A 20552-nucleotide genomic window follows, 5' to 3' on the forward strand; every position below is an offset into this window, starting at 1 on the left:
TACTAGAGGTTTTTTCTTTATTTCTTCAATCGTTCAATAAAATCGTTCAATTTATCAAGTGATTTCATATTCTGATTACAAGCTACACCATCTTTGCAAATATAGTTTCCCTTTTTAACGAAAGTTCCTTGTACATCACCTTTAATTTCAACTAAAAACATTCCTACTTCTTCATGCCCATGACATAATGAACAAATGCTTTTTTTATTTAAACTTTGGAACGTACCTTGCAGACCAACAAACTTATTTTTATCATTTTTCGCTATAATAAATTTCCTGCTTGACCCTTTATCAATCCAGCTTAAATAAGATAATTCTTTCATGTTCAGTTCTTCCATATCAGGAAGTTTTAATTTTTTCGCTTTAGGAAATAATTTTTTTAATGTTTGCGCTGTGACTTCCTGAAACGGAATGACATACGGATTTATTTTTAGTAAAAACGATTCTGCATCTTCTCTATTTTGAACTGTTAATACCGTATCAATTAACTCTTTCTGCTCATCCGTTAAATTCTCAAATACATGTATTATCTTTTCAATCGCAAGTGATTTTAACGCTTGAATTACACCTCTATCATTTGCCGTTGCATGCCCATTCGCTAAAATATAAGCTTGTGATTTTATAAAATTGTATTGATCACTTCTAATAAAAGCTTCCATCTTTATCACTCCATACAAATTGTTGATCTAGTTTTATTGTATACAATGATTACGTTTTTTGATATGTAAAAGATAACTTAGAAACAAACATTACATACATCGCTTATTCTCTACCGCTACATTTCCTGACAAAAGAAACCATCGTCTGTTTTCCATTCTGCATATAATACATCTTCAAATTTAGTAATCCCTTTTTGCTTTATTTGTTTATACAGCCATCCTTCATCAAAGCCAGCTTCTCTCAAATTATCTTTCACTACTTTTCCATCACTAATTAATGAAATTGGTAAATATACAGGCTTATGCTTTAAACTTAAATCATTTATAGTGGGTGAGTCGTATTTACTTTTCTTTAGAACGCTTATGTTCCCATTAGGTTCCAAAATCATATATTCAACTTCTCTGATTGAAAATATGTCTTTTTGTTGTCTAAGCATTTGTTGTAGTTGATTAATATCCAAATGATTTGAACTTAATTGTTCCCGATCAATATATCCATTACGGATAATGATTGAAGGGGAGCCTTCAAAAAAACTTCTCGTCCCTCTAAATTTTTGTGTTATCACTTCTATTGAATAGATTAACACTACCCATACAAGTACTGCATATAAAATAGACCATACTTTTATTTCCGGATCATATATAGTATTTCCAACTAATTCTCCGAGAACAATGGCAGAAATAAAATCAAATGGCGTTAACTGAGATATTTGTGTCTTCCCTAATATTTTAGTAGCAATCAATAGCACAAAAAAACCAAAAAATAGTTCTATCGTTATTTGTCCTAAATGATTCATATACGCTCACCTTTCTGCTTTTCACTCAAATGCTCTATATTCTAGTAAAAAAACGGCACATTTTTTCTATTATCTTGTCCATTCATACACAATATATCCGATACATACAAAACAAAAAGAGTCTAGTTCAAAATAATATTTGAACTAGACTCTTTTATCTTCATTTAGAATACACTATCTTTTTAATCGTTTCTCCGGAAAGAAAATACTCCTCTGCAAGTTGATGAACGGAAATCCCACTTTTAAACGCTTCTTTAATCGCTTTATTTCTTTCATCTAACTGTTTTCTTCCTCCAGATCGTGTACCCCATTTATAACGTTTTGTTTCTTGTTTTGGAATGTAAATTGTTTCACCTTGTATATACTTTTGAATTTCAGTAATTAAACTTTCTGGTAAAACCGTCGCAGCTTTTACGTATTTCATTTCTGCTCGCCCCTTATTTTTTATGGTTCATTTCAATAAGGTGCAAAGCCAAATATAAAAAATGATACGAGCTCATTTAGGCGATTGTATATTACTTGTCTACCTCACGCAAAGTATCGCCATTTCCATACTTGGCTTTGCATGAGACGCTGCAGTGTCCGGCAATTGAATTATAATCGCCATGTAAACACCTCCTAATATACCTTTTCATTTTATTATATGATAAATTCTTTTCCCTTGCATCCACATCCTTTTTTAAAGCATGAAATTACTTAGTTTGATATAATACTTTTTAGTCTAATCAAAAACTATAGTGAGGTTGCGTTATGAAGAAGAAAATAATCATTACAATCGTTACAATATTCATTATTACTGTAGCATTATTTGGAACATACAAATTGATGAACGCAAGAAGTTTTCAATTGTTTGGAGATTTAACAAACCGAGTAGAAACAAATGAAAAAGTGATTGCTTTAACTTTTGATGATGGTCCTACTAACAATGTAAAACAAATATTACCGCTACTAGATACATACAATGCAAAAGCTACTTTCTTTTTAATCGGAAATGAATTAGAGAAAAATCTATCGTTAGGAGAAGACATCGTACAATCTGGACACCAAATCGGAAACCATACATATTCTCATAACAGAATGGTTTTCAAAACACCTTCTTTTATTAAAGAAGAAATAGAAAAAACGAATACATTAATTCGCCAGACAGGATTTACAAGCGCAATTGATTTTAGACCACCTAACGGTAAAAAGCTAATTGGTCTGCCCTATTATTTAAATAAAAACAATATTGAAACAATCACATGGGATCTTGAACCCGATACTTTTTATAAATCTGCGGCCGATAAAATTGAATATGTTAATAAAAATGTAAAACCAGGTTCTATCATTTTACTGCACTCTATGTATGATGATTCTAATGAAAATTTACAGACCATTGAAGGTATTTTAGACTCATTATCTAAGAAGGGCTATCAGTTCGTAACAGTAAATGAACTACAAAAAAGAGCAAAATAAAAAGGTAGCGTATCATAAAATGATACGCTACCTTTCTTTTTAAATAATGCCAAGTACATTTAAGAATACGATAATAATCGCAATTGGTGCGATAAAGCGAAGTAAGAATAACCATAATACGAATAATTTATAGCCCTTATTTTTACTTACACCAAGTTCTTTCATTAATACATCTTTCTTCATTTTTAAAGGAACAAAGATGGAAACTAATAAAACACCAAGTGGCATTAGTACGTTACTAACTGCATAATCCGCTAAATCAAAGACTGTCTTTCCGAAAATCTTCAGATCACTTAATATACCAAATGACAATGCTGATGGTACTCCAACAACGAAGATTAATAATCCTACGATTAAAGCCATTTTTTCACGTTTCCCTTTACCTTTTGCAGTTAAAGATGCAACGCTAATTTCTAACATCGAAATTGCTGATGTAATAGTCGCAAAGAAGAATAGTAATAAGAAAACGATGAAGAATAATTTTCCGAATGCCATTTTACTGAAAATAGCTGGCAATACGATAAATAATAGCCCCGGTCCTTGAGATGGTTCCATCCCAAATGCGAATACAACTGGGAAAATTGCTAGCCCTGCAAGTAATGTAATTACTAATGTTAAAGCTACGATAGAAAATGCTGAACGCGGTAAACTTTCCTCTTTCGGTAAATATGAGCTATACGTTACCATAACGGCTACACCGACAGATAGCGAGAAGAACGATTGTCCCATTGCATATAAAATGATTTCTGATGTTACATGTGAGAAATCAGGTTGTAAGAAGAAACGAACTCCTTCTCCAGCACCGTCTAATGTAAGTGCACGAACGATTAATACAAAGAATAAAACGAATAGTGCTGGCATGAAATATTTATTTACTTTTTCAACACCATTTTGTACACCTTTACTTACGATAAAAATAGTAATAAGGATGAATAATAGCTGTGATTCAACTGCTAAATACGGATTGGAAATGATTTCACCAAACGTAGCTTCGTATGCTCCATTTCCTTCCCATAGTCTACCTGTAATTGCATTCCATAAATATAATAAAATCCAGCCTCCTACAACACTGTAGAAAGAAAGTAATATGAAACAAGTTACAATCCCTAGTTTCCCTAACCATGGCCATAATGTTTTTGGTGCGATTTCTCTATACGCATCAACGGCCTCTTTTTGTGTACTTCTACCGATAACGAATTCAGCTAATAATAGCGGTAAACCAATTAATAATGTGAAACCGATGAAAATAAGGAAGAACGCTCCGCCTCCTCCGATACCAGCCATATACGGGAATTTCCAAATCGCCCCTAGTCCAATTGCAGAACCCGCTGCAGCTAATACGAAACCTAATTTCGAAGTCCATTGCTGTGAATTCATTTATTAATCTCCTCTCTGTCTCTTTTTCTGTTTTACAATCTGGTATTTATATTGTTCTATCAATACTCTTTTCTAATACACTCACGTCCTCCCTAATAATAAAAAACGCCCCTACGCAAATACGTAGGGACGACAAAAATATCGCGGTACCACCCTAGTTATGAAGATACAACAAAGTTAGGACCTAAATAAAAAACGTCCCTACGCAAATACGTAGGGACGATAAAATATCGCGGTACCACCCTAGTTATGAAGCCACAACAAAGTTAGGACCTAAATAAAAAACGTCCCTACGTAAATACGTAGGGACGATAAATATCGCGGTACCACCCTAGTTGTGAAACAATCTTCACCACTTTATTTGATAACGGTATAAACTACCGTCTTTCATTTCCTCACAATGTAAGATTTATGAAAGATGCTCCAGGACGAACTTCATGAATAATCTATATACTGATTCACACCAACCACCAGCTCTCTGAAATAGGGAGATATTCACTACTATACCCTTTCATTGCCCAAATATTATTTTCCGAATTGATTACTATCATTTTTATCATACATTAAAAATAGTGTCAACTTATATTTTGAATTTTTATGTATTACTTTCTTTTTAAAATTCGAAATATGACTTTTAAATGAATAGTATTAGAACATTTATGGTTTATACTGTATTAACTTCGCTAACGGGTTTATAGTAATATACGGTGAATGCAAGACAGCAAGAGTAGGAGGAAAGAATTTTGTCTACTTCAAAAGTTTTAAAAGGTACTGCTTTATTAAGTGGTGCAACAATGATTTCACGTATATTAGGTTTTATATACTTCTTCCCTTTTCAATTATTAGTCGGGACGCAAGGGGTCGCTTTATATGGATATGCATACTCTTGGTACGGTATTTTATTAAGCTTCTCAACTGCCGGTATTCCTATTGCCGTTTCTAAATTTGTTGCAAAGCATAATGCGCTTGGTGATTATAGTACAAGCAAAAAATTATACAACTCAAGCGTAAAATTAATGTTGTTTATGGGCTTTTTAGGGTTTTTAACTTTATTTATTGGAGCACCATACATATCACAATTTATTATTCGCTCGAAAACACCGGATTCGCAATTTATCGCTGATGTAACACTTACGATGCGAGCATTAAGTTTCGCACTTATTATCGTACCAGCTATGAGTGTTACACGTGGTTATTTCCAAGGATTTCAACATATGAAACCAAGTGCTGTTTCTCAAGTCTTAGAACAAATTGCACGCGTAGTTTTCATTTTAGTTGGTAGTTTTATCGTCTCAAAACTATTAGGAGGTTCAGTCGCCTCTTCTGTTGCAGTTGCTACGTTTGGCGCTGTTATTGGAGCACTTGCCAGCGTTTCAATTTTAATGCTGTACTGGAAAAAATATAATAGATTAAAGCCTCCCGAAGGAGAATTAAAATCAAGAGCATCGAATATACCATTAAAAAATATTTATATAGAATTACTTCGATATGCAATCCCAATTGTATTTGTCGGTATTGCAATTCCGCTCTATACGTTAGTAGATCAATACACTGTAGCTGATGTCCTTAGGGCTATGGGAGAGCCGTTAGAAACAGCGAATGCAGTGTTCGCTTATATAACGAACTATGCCCAAAAGTTAATTATGATTCCAGCTTCACTTGCAACTGGATTCTCATTAACGATCATTCCGGCAATAACGAAATCTTATACAAGCGGGAAACTAGAAGAATTACAAGAACAAATTGCAAAGATATTTCAAGTCTTGTTATTCTTCACTATCCCAGCTGCATTCGGTCTTGCTAGTATCGCTTATGATGCATTCCGTATGGTTTATGTGAATCCTGAAATTGCACTTGGTGGATCACAATATTTAATTTCATTTGCACCTTCTGCTATATTAAGTGCGATTTTCACAGTTTCAGCAGCTATTTTACAAGGAATCGATTATCAAAGAAAAACGATGATTGCTTTCTCAGTCGGTATTCTCGTTAAAGTTTTAGTAAATACACCGCTCTTACATTTATTTGGCGGACACGGTGCTGTAATTGGAACCATTCTTGGATACCTCGTTTCCAATGTTATTATGTTGTACTGCATCATTAAGTTTGCGAAATTTAAAATTGGCGAAACAGCAAAAACAGTACTTCTTATTACAATTTACTCAGCAGCAATGTCTGCTGTTGTGATGGCATTAAAAGCAATTTTAACATGGTTAATTCCTGGACAATCTTATATCGAATCACTTCTCATTGTCGTTATATGTGGCGCTGCAGGAGGGATCGTTTACCTTTTATTCGTTCTAACGAGTGGACTTGCTTCACATATTCTCGGTGATAAGATTCAACGGTTACCAGTACTAGGTAAATTAATTAAATAAAAAAGAAGGGATGTAACAACGAGTTACATCCCTTCTTTTCTACTTCGCATATTGAATATGTTTTTGTTGTTCCGCAATTTGTAATTCTGGAGCATGTTGTTCTACTAAATGTAATAGCTCTTCGATTAACACTTCTAACTCCTGTACACTATACTCCGGTTTCCCTATTAATGTATTCCCCATACGCTCATATAAGTTTTCAGGCTTAATACTCATTCGCTCCACATTATTCAGCATCCATTTAAATGCCGGGTGATGTACATACATTCGGTTTAGACCAAATAAGACCCCAAATATATTTCTTTGTACTTCACAAATAACATCATATAGCATAAGCCAATCTTTTCGTTTTAAAAGAGCCTCTCGATTATGCCAGCGATTGCTTAACCAAAGATTTTCTGAAATCATCCGTTTCGCTAGATTTTCTGGATATGCTACCACTCTATCTTTTAATTCATTCACTTTCTCTTCTCCATACAAACTAACACCATCATGAACGGATGATACGATACATTGTTTTTCATAACTTATATCATATTGATCCACCACATCCGAAATAACTTTCTCTACTGTTTCTGTTAGAAAGTTACTAATCTCTAATTTAATTCCTTCTTTCGTCAAATATGTTTCCGACCATTCTTCGTCCTCGTAAGGATGATATGACAAAATCGCTCCACCAATATGGTTTATAGGCCCTTTTCGATCCTCATCCTCTAGTGGTGCTGACCATAAAATATGCAACTCAATATCTGAATGTTCATCTTCTAGCTTTCTAGCTACTGAACCTGCTAAAATAATAGCCTCTACCTTCGGATTTCCCCTATAAATCTCCGAAATTTCTATTGCTTTCTCTTTTAATCCCACTTCATTTCCCCCTAAAATTGCAATGCATCTTTAATTTTTCATTTATCTATTTCGATATTACCTTTTCAAATTTCTACTAAATCATATTTCTACCCAATAACGCTGAACAATTTCCCCAGTATGAGAAGAAACTACTTCATTTTCTAACATACCGCCAACCTTTTGAATCGTTTTAGCCGAAGCAATATTAGCTTTATCGCAAGTTATTAACACTTTCTGCAATCCTAATTTTTGTGCTTCATCTAATGCGAGTTTCAATTGTTTTGTCGCGTAACCTTGGCGACGTTTATATGGATGAACACTATATCCAATATGACCACTTTCCCGCAATAATTCTTCGTTTAATCGATGTCTAATATTCACAAAACCTATAAGTTCCCCTTTTTCAAAACTTAAAAACTGACTAGATGGTACTCGATTAGTCAATAAATTTTCTCCTAGTTCTTGTTTACTCACTTTTTCAAACCATTCATCGAGAGCATCATAATTTTGTAAAGAACTACTGCCGTGTGGTTGTTCTCCCGAGTGTAAAAATGCCTGTCTATACGCCATAATTTCCCCGCTATATTCATGTATTGGTTTTAATAGTTCCATTGTCATTCTCCCCCTCTTTACACCCTAAAACAAACACCTTAATCGTGACAATTTCACGATTAAGGTGTTTCTATCATTTTTATTCAAATAATCCCATACTCAAATAACGCTCACCTGTATCAGGTGCAATACATAAAACTTTTTTACCAGCACCTAAGCGTTTTGCAATCATTATCGCTGCGTAAACAGAAGCTCCAGAAGACGGCCCAACTAATAATCCCTCTTGTCTAGCTAATTTTCTCATTGTCATTAAAGCCTCTTCGTCCGCAATTTGAATAATTTCGTTATACACTTCTGTATTTAAGTTTTTCGGGATAAACCCTGGACTTGTTCCTACTAGTTTATGAGGACCTGGAACACCGCCTGATAAAACGGGAGATCCTTTCGGTTCTACTACTGCAATATATAAGTTTGGTAGTTTCTCTTTTAACGTTTCCCCAGTCCCTGTAATCGTCCCACCCGTTCCAGCTGTTGCTACAAATGCATCCAGCTCACCATCCATTTGTTCATAAATTTCAAGTGCAGTCGTATAACGATGAATATTTGGGTTTGCTGGATTTTCAAATTGTTGCGGAATAAAACTATTTGGTATTTGCTTTTGCAGTTCTAACGCCTTCGCAATTGCTCCTGGCATTCTTTGTTCTGCTGGTGTTAAAACTACTTCTGCTCCGTATGCTTTCAATAAATTTATACGCTCTTTTGACATATTGTCTGGCATAATTAAAATTGCTTTATATCCTTTAGCAGCTGCATTCATCGCTAAACCTATTCCTGTATTACCACTTGTTGGCTCAATAATTGTATCTCCTGGTTTGATAAGACCATTCTCTTCTGCAACGTGCAATAAATTATAGGCAGCACGGTCTTTCACACTGCGTGACGGATTAAACATTTCTAGTTTCACATACACATCTGCTGCATCTTCTGGAATAAATTTAGATAATCGGACGACAGGTGTATCTCCTATTAATTCTGTAACATTTTCACATAATTTCATAGTGCATCCCCTATTCTATCGTTTTCTTATCACTTGGTAATAACCAAGAAGTAAGTCCAATTAATGGTAGACAACTACATAGTAACATAATGAATTGTAGACTATATATGTCAGCCAATTTCCCAAGGACTACAGAACCTAAAGCGCCGAGCCCAAACGCAAGCCCTACAATTAATCCAGATACCATCCCTACTTTTCCAGGAACAAGCTCTTGCGCATAAACAACAATTACACTAAAACTACTTGAACTAATAAAACCAATACATAAAAATAGCGGTACGACCCATACAAGCGAAACGTGAGGTAATAAAAGTGCAAGTGGGGCTGAACCAAGCATTGAAAATACAATAATTGTTTTCTTTCCAAATCGATCTGCTAACGGTCCACCAAAGAAAGTTCCTAATACACCGGCAATCATAAATGCGAATACGAAATACTGGGCATTTTTTATAGATAAACCGTAATGCTCAATTAAGTAAAATTGATAAAAATTCCCAATCCCAGCACCGTACCAAGAACGTACAAAAGTAAGAAAAACAAGAAGTATAATAACAAATTTAATATGTGTACTTACTATCGCATTTTCAGCCTCAAGCGCAGCCCTCTTCTTTCTTCTTACAGCACCAGTAGCTAATTCATTCCTATACCAATTTGATACGAAAATTAATAATACAATTCCTACCGCTGCAAAAGCTGTAAAACCTAAAGAGCCAATTTGGCCGAGTGGAACGAAAATTAACGCTGTAAAAATAGGAGCTAGGGAATTCCCTGTATTTCCTCCCACTTGATAAATCGCTTGTGCTAAACCTCGTTTTGCCCCTGCCGCCATATAAGCAACACGAGCACCTTCTGGATGGAAGACTGCGGAACCTAATCCGATAAATAAAACAGAAATAATAACAATAATAAAATTCGGTGCAAACGCCAGTCCAATCATCCCAAGCATACTCGAAAACATACCGAGCGGTAATAAAAATGGTGACGGCTTCTTATCCGAATACATACCAAAAACCGGTTGCATAATCGATGATGTCATATTTAATGCAAACGCAATCCATCCTACTTGCATATAGGATAAATTCATCGTTTTTTCCAAAATAGGAAACAACGCCGGCACAACTGCTTGCATCGAGTCATTTAAAAAATGACCGAAACTAATCGCAAATAGTATTCGATATATCGTCGGTGTTTCCATTGTATTTTTTTTCGAAACTGCCTGCATATATGAATCTCTCCTTCCTGTACAAAATATATATTTATTACAGTAGGTGTAATAAATTCTGACTTTTGAAACATTTCTATTCTATACTGGTTTCATTTCTTTTTCCAGAAATATCACTTCTTATATAATATATTTTTTCTATACGTTTTATCGGATTTATTTATAGAAATTTTCTATATTTTCTTTTATACTAGGACAGAGATGAAGGGAAGGATGACAACTATGAAGAAAAAAACTAAAGGAATCGTTGCACTCTCAATCACATTATCTATGTTTTTAACAGCATGTGGTCAAAAACAAGCGGCAACAACTACCGGGGAAAAGAAAAAGGAATCTTCAAAACAAGTATTAAATATTGTAGAAGCTGGGGAAATTTCTACACTTGATTCGTCTATCGCAACCGATGGGTTTTCTTACGCTGCATTAAACAACGTAATGGAAGGATTATATATGCCTGGTCCTGACAATAAACCTGTTCCTGCAGCAGCTGAATCATACAAACTGAGCGAAGACGGAAAAACATATACGTTTACATTGCACGATTCAAAATGGTCAAATGGTGATCCAGTGACTGCCCATGATTTTGAATATGCATGGAAACGTGCCGTAAATCCAGAAACTGCTTCTGAATACGCACATATTATGTTCGATATTAAAAACGCTGAAAAAATAAATAAAAAAGAATTACCAATTGACTCATTTGGTGTAAAAGCAATTGACGATAAAACGTTAGAAGTACAGTTAGAACACCCTGTCCCATACTTTTTAGGTTTAATGGGATTTGCAACATTTTATCCTCAAAACCAAAAGTTTGTAGAAGCGCAAGGAAAAAATTACGGACTTGAAGCTGCAAATGTGGTTTATAACGGGCCGTTCCAATTAAGTGAATGGAAACATGATACAAGTTATAAAATGACAAAAAACCCGAACTACTGGGATAATAAAAATGTGAAGTTAAATGAAATTAATGTAAATATCGTAAAAGATACCTCCACAGCCGTTAATTTATTTGAAAGCAAACAAGTAGACCGAATTACGATTAATTCAGAGTTTGTTGATAAATATCAAAAAGATCCTAGCTTAAAGAAAATGGAACGTCCTTCTATGACATTTTTCCGATTTAGCCAAAAGAATCCTTTATTAGCAAACAAAAACGCTCGAAAAGCTATTTCGCTTGCTTTTGATAAACAAGGAATCGCAACAACAATTTTAAATAATGGTTCTATACCTGCGAATGCATTCGTTCCGAAAGGATTTGTAAAAGGACCTGATAATAAAGATTTTCGCAGTACGAGTAATGTAAAAGTAGAAACAAATGTGAAAGAAGCTAAAACACTATGGGAAACTGCGAAAAAAGAAACAAATTTACAAAACGCTTCTCTTTCAATCATAACAACTGATGAATCTAACGATAAGAAAATTAGTGAGTTTTTAAAAGGTGAACTGGAGAAAAACTTACCAGGATTAAAAATCACATTACAGCCCCTTCCAGTAAAGGCATTTTTAGATCGTGAAGGAAATGGTGACTATGATATCTCACTTTCTACATGGGGACCGGATTATCCTGATCCTACAACATTCTTAAATATGTTTGTCACTGACGGACCGTTTAATAAGATGAGTTATTCAAACAAAAAATACGACGAATTAATTGAGAAAACTAGCTCTACTTTAGCAACTGATTTATCAGCACGTTGGAAAGCGTTCCAAGATGCAGAGAAAATATTACTGGAAGATGATGCAGCTATCGCTCCAATCTTCCAATCAGGACTTGTATATTTAGAACGTCCAACAGTAAAAGATGTTGTTGTTCGTCCATTTGCAGGAATTTATTCTTATAAATGGGCCTCTATTACAGAATAAGAAAGAGGCGATCCTACAGCATATTAGGATCGCCTTTTTTATTAAATTGCAAAACGCTTATACTTTTCGTAATCACTCGTCTTACATTCTACTTCTAGTTTCGTACCTTCGTTTTCATAACTCGTAGATAGAACGTGCGCATGATTATTGAAATAAGAAACTACCTGTCCTTGATCATATGGAATTAACATTTCACACTTCGTATACTCTTTATAGATGTGTGAGCGAATCATTTCGACAAGCTCTTCTATTCCAATATGTTTCTTCGCCGATAAATAAACGCGTTCTTCTTGTACTTTCGGAATTTCAACATCTACCATATCTGATTTGTTATAAGCATAAATGGTTGGAATATTTTCTACTCCAATTTTCTTTAACGTTTCATTTGTAATATCAATTAACTGTTCATAATTTGGATTTGCGTAATCTACAACGTGAATAAGTAAGTCCGCTTCCGCTACCTCTTCTAACGTTGAACGGAACGCTTTCACAAGGTGATGCGGTAATTTGCTTACAAATCCAACTGTATCTGTTAATAAAAATGATTTGTTATCTGGCAAATCAATATTTCGTACAGATGTTTCTAACGTCGCGAATAACATATCTTTTTCAAATACTTGTTTTTCTTCTGTACCATTATAAATTTCAAGCATCGCATTCATCGTCGTTGATTTTCCTGCGTTCGTATAACCTACTAAAGCTACAACCGGAACTTCATTTTTCTTACGCTGCTTTCGCTGCGTTTGACGCTGGGCAACAAGTGCTTCTAGGTCTTTATTTAAAACTGAAATCTGTTCTTCAATTTTACGACGATCTAACTCTAATTTCTTCTCACCGACACCTTTATTTTTCGTACCAACACCGCCGCTCTGTCTTCCTAACGATTCACGAAGACCAATTAAACGAGGCATCATATACTGAAGATGGGCTACCTCTACTTGCAGCTGTGCTTCTTTCGTTTTCGCACGTTGCGCAAAAATATCTAAAATTAATATGGTACGATCAATTACTTTACAATCTAAATCCGCTTCTAGATTTCGAATTTGGGAAGGAGATAATTCGTCATTAAAAATGACCATATTCGCATCTACTTCATTTACATAAGCTGCTACTTCTTCAATCTTTCCTTTTCCAATATAATGGGATGGATTTACTCGTTGTAAATTTTGCGTCACTTGTCCAATTACCTCTACATCACAAGCTTCTGCAAGATTCGTTAGCTCTTCCATCGAATATGCAAAATCATCTTCATTACCTAAATTTACTCCAACTAAAACTGCTCTTTGTAATAATTCTTCCATATATTTATTCCTCCATTTCGATTACGTAAAATAAAAAACACAGGTCGCTGCCTGTGTTTTCGTAAACGGATAAGGGTTCACCAAAGAAATAGAAGAAAGCTGTGCTTTCATCCTATCTCATAGTCAAAAAGTCCCAAGATCATATACATATCCACAATAAGTGTTCACCTATACGATCCCATTCTATTTATAAAGGCAAAACAAAAAGAGGGCGTATTCGTCCCTCCCTCTTTTTCACATATAAGCTTAATAAAGGGTTCCTTTAAAATAGGCAGACCAATCCCGTTCACTCTGCACACAGACAGAGCCTTTGAGCGCTATTCAATTATTGGCACAAAGTATTGAGACGTAATCTGATTAAGATCAAAGGAAGCCCCTCCGTTCATTTTAAGTTACATAAAGTGTAGCATAAGTAATTCGCTTTCACAAGATTAAACCACCTATAGAAACAGAAAGAAATTCTTTATATATTTACTTTAATCGTCATTTTTTGCGAGTCCTTCTCACGATAAAAATCACAAGAGTTACTATCAGTAACAGACCTATAGAAATGATAGCAACTTGCCACCTACTGAAACCGCTCACCATATCCCCTTTTAAATCCACTTTCTTCGTCGGAGCAACACCCTTAGCAATATGACTTAAAGTATTTCTCTCCATCTCTGCCTCATCTAATCTCTTCGTTCCACTGCAACTATGTGTGTATAATTGTTTTTCTGATCCTCTTTGAGAAGAATATACTAAGTACTCTCCTCCCTCTACAAAGTGAAATACACAATCACCACCATTTGTATATACAATAATTTGCGAAAATGTTGTCCCTTTCCAAATTCCCTTCACTTCAAATAACACTTCAATTCCAACCCCATCTTTCCTTCCAACCTCAATTACTTTTCCCTCAAACACTACATCATTTTTTTGAAGTGCCTCTTCTGCTGTTACGTTAATACAATCACAAGCATGAGATTTCTCTGGAAAAATAATAAGAATAAAGCTACAAATAATGACAACAGGCAAGATGCGTAAAATTCTTTTCAAGAAGCTCAACTCACTTCATTATCAATTTTAGAAACTTCTCGTATATTATTTTTACAACACTCGCTAAATTCCTTCATAGTAAGCTAAGTCGTTCAATACACTAAAAATCTATATTGACATTTTTATAACCTGATATTAGTATCAGGTTATAAAATAAAGTTAGGAGCTGTTCCTATGAATTCTAAATCTCGTATTACTGCAATCGGCACTTATGTTCCAAGTCAAATATTATCTAATAACGATTTAGAGAAAATGATTGATACGAATGATGAATGGATTGTACAAAGAACAGGAATGAAGGAAAGAAGAATCGCTAGCGAAGAAGAATATTCCTCAAATTTAGCCATTAAAGCAATTGAAAATTTATGTACAACATATAAGAAAAACTTAGAAGATGTCGACTGTATCATTGTCGCTACTACTACTGCTGATTACGTTTTCCCTAGTGTTGCTTGCCAAATACAACAATACTTCAACATACCTCATACAATGGCATTTGATTTAAATGCCACTTGCGCTGGTTTCACATATGGCTTGCACGTCGGTAATAGCTTGATTACTTCTGGATCACATAAAAAAGTACTTGTCGTAGCGACAGAGACATTATCAAAAGTTACTGATTACACCGATAGAACGACCTGCATTTTATTTGGCGATGGTGCTGGAGCTATTTTATTAGAAAGAGATGAAAACAAACCAAGCTTTATCGCGTATCATATGGGCACAAATGGGCACGGCGGTATTCATCTATATAGAACAAACTTATCTACTACTATGAATGACACCCCACTGCAAACAAATGAAAAAATCGTTCAAAATGGGGGAGAAGTATATAAATGGGCAACACGCACAGTACCAGCAGGTATAAAAGAACTATTACATACCGCAAATATGCAAAAAGATGATATAGACTGGCTCATTCCTCATAGCGCTAACTTACGCATGATTGAATCTATTTGTGAAAAATCTCAAATTCCAATACAAAAAACATTAACGAGCGTGGAATATATGGGGAATACATCTTCTGTCTCTATTCCACTCGCTCTAGATTTAGCTAGAAAAGAAGGGAAATTAAATAACGGAAACACACTTTTACTGTACGGATTTGGTGGTGGTCTTACACATTTAGGTCTTATTGTGGAGTGGGATTTAAGTTAAATGCATGAAAAAGAGGTTCTAGTCAATAACTAGAACCTCTTCTTTAATTTCTTTCTCCTTTTTGAGACCATATCACAACAGGAATCAGCATGAAAGCTAACACTCCTCCAGCTAATGACAATGCCGCATAACTCGAATTCGCTACTACCATTCCTGACATCGCTCCACCAGAAGCTCCAGCTAACGCAATAAACACATCTATCTTCCCTTGTGTTTTTGCACGTGTAGAAGGTATAGTTGCATCAACAATTTGAGCAGTACCACTTATTAAACCGAGGTTCCACCCTAATCCAAGTAAAGACAATGCAACGATTAATAGTATTAAAGAGTCACTCGGCGCTATCGCAGCTATGACACCTGCTGCTAATAAGATTACTCCACCAGCTATACTCATCGTAGTTCTGCCAATTTTATCAATTAACATTCCTATAACGAGAGATGGAAGATACATTGCACCTACATGAAAACCAATTACAAGACCTACTGCACTTAAAGCATGACCATGGTGTCCCATATGAACTGGCGTCATCGTCATAATTGCAACCATCACGATTTGTGTAAGTATCATTACGATAGCTCCAACAGTAATGCCTCTTTTATTTTCTTTCGCTTCTTCTGTTATTGATTGCCCTTTATATGTATGCTCTTGTTTATATGTTTCTATCATATTAGCAATAAGTAACGGATCTGGACGTAGCATAACAAAAAGGACAAGACCCGCCAGTATAAACGCCGCCGCTGATAATATGAATGGGCCAGCAAGTTCAGGAATTCCAATTGAATGAGCAAACCTTCCCATTACACCTACTAAATTTGGACCTGCGACTGCACCAAAAGTCGTCATTACCATCGTAATACTAATGGCAGTTGCTCTTTGCTTCTTGTCTGCTAGATCTGTACCTGCATAACGAGCTTGTAAATTCGTAGCTGTACCTGCACCGTATATGAGTAAAGAAACTAGTAAAAAAATAATACTATTTGTTATTGCTGCCAATATAACACCAATTGCTCCAAACCCACCTACCGTAAATCCTGTTGCAAGCCCTATGCGGCGACCATATTTTTGCGATAACTTCCCGACAAAAAAAGCCGCTATTGCAGATCCCATCGTAAACATAGCAGCCGGTAATCCTGCAAATGCATCTGTTCCAAGCATTTGCTGCGCAAGAAGTGCACCTACCGTAATGCCAGCAGCTAATCCTGCTCCGCCAAACATTTGTGAAATGCTTACGATTATTAACGTTCGCTTATATAATTTTTGTTGTTCTTCTTCTGTATACATACGATTACTTTTTAAAGCCCCCGCCTTATCTAACAATTCTTCATCCTCCCTTTAAAATTAAACCCACTTGTTAATGTACTATAGAACAGCAAAACCCCCAAATTTAATATACTGAAATTTATTTATACATGTAAAGAACCCCACGGTTTATATTTTTCCCATTACCGAGGGGTTCCCCAATTTACAAGGTGACTCTACTTTATATTTCATATACAAACTTTGTACTATTTTACAACTACATCTTGATTCGCTTCAAAGCCTTCTGTCTTACCCTCTTTCATCTCATAATAATACGAAGGCAATTCTATATTATGTTCTACAAGGTAATCCTCAATTAATGAAATAATGACTTTCAACGTTTTCAAACGTGCATATAATTTATCGTTACTTTCGATAATATGCCACTTCGCATTTGGCTTATTTGTATTTTCAAACATGTCTTCCGTTGCTTCTACATACTCTTCCCATTTGTCACGATTACGCCAATCTTCGTCTGTAATTTTCCATCTTTTCAAAGGATTTTTCTCTCTATCTTTAAACCTCTTTAATTGTTCATCTTTACTAAAATGATAGAAAAACTTCCCGATTATATAATGATCATCTGTTAATAGTTTTTCAAAATCATTAATCTCATCATACGCTCTCGTCCACTCTTCCTTTGTAGCAAAACCTTCAACACGCTCAACTAACACACGGCCGTACCATGAGCGATCAAAAATAGTAATTTGCCCGTACTGAGGAAGTTTCCGCCAGAAACGTTGCAAGTAATGGTACCGTTTCTCATGAGGTGCTGGTGCTCCAATTGGATTTACTTGAAACCCACGCGGATCAAGATGTTCTGTCACTCGTTTAATCGCTCCACCTTTTCCAGCCGCATCCCAGCCTTCCATAACAAGCATAACTGCAATTTTTTCCTCTTTTACAATTTGCTGAAGTGCTAATAAACGTCTCTGGTATTTTTCAAGTTTCTTATTATACTTAGATTTTCCTTCTATTCTTTTCGTTAAATCTATTTTAGCAAGATGTCCATTTTCCATAAAACAAATCCCCCTTGTTGTATGCCAATGTTATTTTAACATATTATTGGAAAAATTTATCATTAGAAAAAACTGTATAGAAAAATCTCTACACAGCTTTCATAAAGAATACAGCAGTTAATATCACCATAATACTGCACCTATAATATAAGATGTGTTCAACGGAATATTAAAACAAATTTTTGCATTTAAAATGTAAATTACATTCATGAGTGCCATAAACACCCCCTTACATTATATGGTATATACTCACATAAAGAGAAGATAATAATAAATAAATCTGTTACAGAATGGGAGCTCTCTAAAAATGAAACGAAAAATATTTTCTCTCTTTGCACTAATCTGTTTAGCACTACCAATACAAGCTAGTGCATACACATTTCAATCACTACCAATTGCATCAAAGTCTAAACAGTGGTATATCAAAATTGATAATTTTCATAACGCAAACAAGCAAGCAGTGCAGCCAAAACAAGGTGTATACGATACATATAGTTTACTCGTAAAAAACATCGGTAATGATGTATCAAACGTAGCTGTGGAAATACTTGATAACACTCCTACCTCTAAAGCTACTTTTCATTCTACCGCTTTAAATAACAACGTTTCGAAAAGTGATACAAGCTTTGATTACATCGTATTCCCATTAGATTTTAATAGCCATAATTTCAAAGTCGTCATAACTTGGGAAGAAAAGAACTTCTCTTACAACGGCCATCCAGTAAATGAAAGTAAAAAAATGAAACAAACATTTGTATTTAATGAAGAGTAAGCTCTAATTTGATTAGGGCTTACTCTTTTTTTACAAAACCAGATTGAATTGCTTCTGCCACTTCTTTTGTAATTTCCAGTTCTGTTGCTTCCATACTAATTTTCTTATGCCAAATATGTACAGAGGGCTTTTCATTATAAAGATGCTTTATTAATACGAGTAGGTTATAAGCTAGCCTATTTTCTCTATGGGTAGCGATATAGACTGTGAAATTTTTTGCTTCAAATACCTTTTCTCCCAAAATGTATTTACATCCCAACTCATGTACTAGTAAATCATGTAGGTTTTCTATATTCATATACCATACCCCCTTTTAACTTACATAATTAATCGAACCGCCTAATACTTGGTACAGCCAACGCTATTCCAATCGTTACAAGTACTAAAATAGCTAGTGTTATAATCGTTATCTCACCACCTATTACAGTAGCTAACCATCCCACAACCACATAACCTAGTGGCAATAAAGCAAATGAACCTAACATATCCAGGCTTGCCACCCTTCCAAATGCTTCTTCTGGCACAAGCTCTTGTAAACTTGTTTCCCAAATGAGTCCAAATATCATCATACCGAAACCTTCAATTGCCATTAATCCAATTAAAGCAGGTGCCCAAGCAATGAATGGCATTATTAAAAGCGCACAACCACTGATTAAAACACCACCATAGGCAAGTAATCCCCGCTTATGCCACCTTTCTCTCCCGCCAAATATTAGCGCGGCAATTACAGCTCCAACACCAGAAGATGCCATTCCTAATCCATACACGTATGCTTCAAAATGATGATGAACATTAAATAACCATGGAATTAATACAACGATAATTCCTGCATAACAAATATTTATGAAAGAAAAGACTAAAATTGTAATCCATAGCCACGGATGATTTTTTAAAACGAAAACACCTTCCATAAATTCTTGTTTGTAATCGATCTTTCTTTTTTCAATCATTATTACTGTTTTAAACTTTATTTCTCTTAAAAATAATAAACAGAAAAATGATAGCAAATACGTTACTGCATCCAGTCCAAACCCTATTCCAGCAGATGCAACTGAAACAATCAATCCTCCAAGAGCCGGTCCAATTAGTCGTATACCTTGATTACTCATTTGCGTTAATGCATTAGCTGCATTTCGAATTTCCGGTACAAATACTTTCGCCCTTACAGCCGCATATGCTGGCTGAAATATCCCTTCCATAAGCCCATATAATGCTACGAGTACATATAAAAGCGGAATTGTTAATGCGTCCATAAATATAAGTGTTGCAAGTAATAGCATTAATACGCAGCGAATTATATCTGTAAATAACATTACTTTCACCCGATCCATTCGATCTACGACTAATCCAGCAAACGGTAACGCAAGAATATTAGGAAGCATGTACATTGCCATAGTCATTCCCATTACAACTGTTGATCCAGTCAATGAATATACAACGACTGGTAAAATAACCATCGTTATCGAACTACCTAAAGTTGAGAGTAATTGTCCAATCCATAAAAATTTAAAATGTGGTGACGCTTTAACTGGCAATAACAATTTACCGATATAACTTAAATTTTTCTCTATTGGTATTTCTCCTTGCATATATCTCTCCTCTTTTCAAATTAAGTTAACACTAAAACAAAAACAGAAAATTCAATCTTGAATACTTTAATTATATATGAAACTGTTAAATTATTGGTAAAAACTAAAGAAAGAAACTCATAATGAATCTAAAAATATTACATGTTAAATATAAATAAAAAAGGTGTTT

The 20552-nt window shown here is 34.9% G+C and carries 19 protein-coding genes, 1 pseudogene and 1 other annotated feature; of the genes and pseudogenes, 5 read left to right on the forward strand and 15 right to left on the reverse strand.

The genetic code is table 11. From position 1 onward, the window contains the following. Positions 1-17: 17 nt before the first annotated feature. The 3 genes from DN390_RS20680 to DN390_RS20690 all read right to left on the reverse strand — a co-directional run bounded on the left by DN390_RS20680 (position 18) and on the right by DN390_RS20690 (position 1880). A complete protein-coding gene (locus tag DN390_RS20680; protein WP_087980155.1) occupies positions 18-659 on the reverse strand; it encodes a FusB/FusC family EF-G-binding protein in 642 nt (213 codons plus the stop codon). A 116-nt stretch (positions 660-775) separates the two neighbouring features. Further along, on the reverse strand, positions 776-1456 hold the full coding sequence (locus tag DN390_RS20685; RefSeq protein WP_147808294.1) for a DUF421 domain-containing protein: 681 nt from the start codon (positions 1454-1456) through the stop codon (positions 776-778). 160 nt (positions 1457-1616) lie between these two features. After that, positions 1617-1880, reverse strand: a complete 264-nt coding sequence (locus tag DN390_RS20690) for a CD3324 family protein (protein WP_087952976.1) — start codon at positions 1878-1880, stop codon at positions 1617-1619. A gap of 326 nt (positions 1881-2206) precedes the next feature. Here DN390_RS20690 and DN390_RS20695 point away from each other — a divergent pair, with 326 nt between their 5' ends. Further along, on the forward strand, positions 2207-2911 hold the full coding sequence (locus tag DN390_RS20695) for a polysaccharide deacetylase family protein (RefSeq protein ID WP_147808295.1): 705 nt from the start codon (positions 2207-2209) through the stop codon (positions 2909-2911). Between the two features lie 39 nt (positions 2912-2950). Here the strand turns inward: DN390_RS20695 and DN390_RS20700 are convergent, their stop codons facing one another. Beyond that, positions 2951-4288, reverse strand: a complete 1338-nt coding sequence (locus DN390_RS20700; protein ID WP_147808296.1) for a sodium-dependent transporter — start codon at positions 4286-4288, stop codon at positions 2951-2953. Between the two features lie 301 nt (positions 4289-4589). Then, positions 4590-4812 (reverse strand) — a binding site (T-box leader). A gap of 219 nt (positions 4813-5031) precedes the next feature. Here DN390_RS20700 and DN390_RS20705 point away from each other — a divergent pair. After that, the gene (locus tag DN390_RS20705) at positions 5032-6666 is read left to right on the forward strand and encodes a putative polysaccharide biosynthesis protein (RefSeq protein WP_147808297.1); all 1635 of its coding nucleotides are present in this window, start codon (positions 5032-5034) and stop codon (positions 6664-6666) included. A 39-nt stretch (positions 6667-6705) separates the two neighbouring features. Here DN390_RS20705 and DN390_RS20710 read toward each other — a convergent pair whose 3' ends face one another. From DN390_RS20710 to DN390_RS20725, 4 genes are all read right to left on the reverse strand, one after another. Beyond that, the gene (locus tag DN390_RS20710; protein ID WP_147808298.1) at positions 6706-7530 is read right to left on the reverse strand and encodes a DUF4037 domain-containing protein; all 825 of its coding nucleotides are present in this window, start codon (positions 7528-7530) and stop codon (positions 6706-6708) included. Positions 7531-7611: 81 nt separating this feature from the next. Continuing rightward, the gene (locus tag DN390_RS20715; protein WP_147808299.1) at positions 7612-8124 is read right to left on the reverse strand and encodes a GNAT family N-acetyltransferase; all 513 of its coding nucleotides are present in this window, start codon (positions 8122-8124) and stop codon (positions 7612-7614) included. A gap of 79 nt (positions 8125-8203) precedes the next feature. Further along, entirely contained in the window at positions 8204-9121 is a 918-nt protein-coding gene (cysK, locus tag DN390_RS20720) for a cysteine synthase A (protein ID WP_147808300.1), read from the reverse strand. 10 nt (positions 9122-9131) lie between these two features. Beyond that, on the reverse strand, positions 9132-10343 hold the full coding sequence (locus DN390_RS20725) for an MFS transporter (RefSeq protein WP_001149401.1): 1212 nt from the start codon (positions 10341-10343) through the stop codon (positions 9132-9134). A gap of 222 nt (positions 10344-10565) precedes the next feature. Between DN390_RS20725 and DN390_RS20730 the strand changes: the two genes are divergently transcribed. Beyond that, a complete protein-coding gene (locus DN390_RS20730) occupies positions 10566-12206 on the forward strand; it encodes a peptide ABC transporter substrate-binding protein (RefSeq protein WP_147808301.1) in 1641 nt (546 codons plus the stop codon). A 41-nt stretch (positions 12207-12247) separates the two neighbouring features. On the opposite strand, the gene hflX is transcribed toward DN390_RS20730, so the two are convergent. After that, positions 12248-13507: a GTPase HflX gene (gene hflX, locus DN390_RS20735; RefSeq protein ID WP_000391884.1), complete on the reverse strand. Its 1260-nt coding sequence runs from the start codon at positions 13505-13507 to the stop codon at positions 12248-12250. A 483-nt stretch (positions 13508-13990) separates the two neighbouring features. Next, positions 13991-14545, reverse strand: coding sequence for a cobalamin biosynthesis protein CbiN (locus DN390_RS20740; RefSeq protein WP_147808302.1), 555 nt, complete (start codon positions 14543-14545; stop codon positions 13991-13993). A gap of 174 nt (positions 14546-14719) precedes the next feature. Here DN390_RS20740 and DN390_RS20745 point away from each other — a divergent pair, with 174 nt between their 5' ends. After that, entirely contained in the window at positions 14720-15703 is a 984-nt protein-coding gene (locus tag DN390_RS20745; protein ID WP_147808303.1) for a ketoacyl-ACP synthase III, read from the forward strand. A 43-nt stretch (positions 15704-15746) separates the two neighbouring features. Here DN390_RS20745 and DN390_RS20750 read toward each other — a convergent pair whose 3' ends face one another. The 3 genes and pseudogenes from DN390_RS20750 to DN390_RS31255 form a co-directional block, all read right to left on the reverse strand. Continuing rightward, the gene (locus DN390_RS20750) at positions 15747-17021 is read right to left on the reverse strand and encodes an MFS transporter (protein ID WP_147808304.1); all 1275 of its coding nucleotides are present in this window, start codon (positions 17019-17021) and stop codon (positions 15747-15749) included. A 188-nt stretch (positions 17022-17209) separates the two neighbouring features. After that, positions 17210-18022, reverse strand: coding sequence for a polyphosphate kinase 2 family protein (locus DN390_RS20755; protein WP_147808305.1), 813 nt, complete (start codon positions 18020-18022; stop codon positions 17210-17212). An 88-nt stretch (positions 18023-18110) separates the two neighbouring features. After that, positions 18111-18247: pseudogene (locus DN390_RS31255) on the reverse strand (carbon starvation CstA family protein); the annotation flags it as partial. A gap of 82 nt (positions 18248-18329) precedes the next feature. On the opposite strand from DN390_RS31255, the gene DN390_RS20760 reads away from it, so the two are divergent. Next, positions 18330-18794 (forward strand): hypothetical protein, encoded by a 465-nt coding sequence (locus tag DN390_RS20760; RefSeq protein WP_087955579.1) that lies wholly within the window; start codon positions 18330-18332, stop codon positions 18792-18794. A 19-nt stretch (positions 18795-18813) separates the two neighbouring features. Here the strand turns inward: DN390_RS20760 and DN390_RS20765 are convergent, their stop codons facing one another. Both DN390_RS20765 and DN390_RS20770 read right to left on the reverse strand, forming a co-directional pair. Next, positions 18814-19092 carry a hypothetical protein gene (locus tag DN390_RS20765; RefSeq protein ID WP_147808306.1) on the reverse strand — a complete coding sequence of 93 codons (279 nt, stop codon included), beginning with the start codon at positions 19090-19092 and terminating at the stop codon, positions 18814-18816. A gap of 28 nt (positions 19093-19120) precedes the next feature. After that, positions 19121-20383 (reverse strand): MFS transporter, encoded by a 1263-nt coding sequence (locus DN390_RS20770; protein WP_147808307.1) that lies wholly within the window; start codon positions 20381-20383, stop codon positions 19121-19123. Between the last annotated feature and the right edge of the window lie 169 nt (positions 20384-20552).

The sequence above is a fragment of the Bacillus sp. SH7-1 genome, assembly GCF_008042405.1.
Classification (GTDB): domain Bacteria; phylum Bacillota; class Bacilli; order Bacillales; family Bacillaceae_G; genus Bacillus_A; species Bacillus_A thuringiensis_N.

Coding starts and splice junctions, on each gene's coding strand:
- DN390_RS20765 (WP_147808306.1), bottom strand. CDS start 19,092: ATGAATATAGAAAACCTACATGATTTACTAGTACATGAGTTGGGATGT.
- DN390_RS20715 (WP_147808299.1), bottom strand. CDS start 8,124: ATGGAACTATTAAAACCAATACATGAATATAGCGGGGAAATTATGGCG.
- DN390_RS20690 (WP_087952976.1), bottom strand. CDS start 1,880: ATGAAATACGTAAAAGCTGCGACGGTTTTACCAGAAAGTTTAATTACT.
- DN390_RS20685 (WP_147808294.1), bottom strand. CDS start 1,456: ATGAATCATTTAGGACAAATAACGATAGAACTATTTTTTGGTTTTTTT.
- DN390_RS20760 (WP_087955579.1), top strand. CDS start 18,330: ATGAAACGAAAAATATTTTCTCTCTTTGCACTAATCTGTTTAGCACTA.
- DN390_RS20755 (WP_147808305.1), bottom strand. CDS start 18,022: ATGGAAAATGGACATCTTGCTAAAATAGATTTAACGAAAAGAATAGAA.
- DN390_RS20725 (WP_001149401.1), bottom strand. CDS start 10,343: ATGCAGGCAGTTTCGAAAAAAAATACAATGGAAACACCGACGATATAT.
- hflX (WP_000391884.1), bottom strand. CDS start 13,507: ATGGAAGAATTATTACAAAGAGCAGTTTTAGTTGGAGTAAATTTAGGT.
- DN390_RS20680 (WP_087980155.1), bottom strand. CDS start 659: ATGGAAGCTTTTATTAGAAGTGATCAATACAATTTTATAAAATCACAA.
- DN390_RS20700 (WP_147808296.1), bottom strand. CDS start 4,288: ATGAATTCACAGCAATGGACTTCGAAATTAGGTTTCGTATTAGCTGCA.
- DN390_RS20730 (WP_147808301.1), top strand. CDS start 10,566: ATGAAGAAAAAAACTAAAGGAATCGTTGCACTCTCAATCACATTATCT.
- cysK (WP_147808300.1), bottom strand. CDS start 9,121: ATGAAATTATGTGAAAATGTTACAGAATTAATAGGAGATACACCTGTC.
- DN390_RS20745 (WP_147808303.1), top strand. CDS start 14,720: ATGAATTCTAAATCTCGTATTACTGCAATCGGCACTTATGTTCCAAGT.
- DN390_RS20770 (WP_147808307.1), bottom strand. CDS start 20,383: ATGCAAGGAGAAATACCAATAGAGAAAAATTTAAGTTATATCGGTAAA.
- DN390_RS20695 (WP_147808295.1), top strand. CDS start 2,207: ATGAAGAAGAAAATAATCATTACAATCGTTACAATATTCATTATTACT.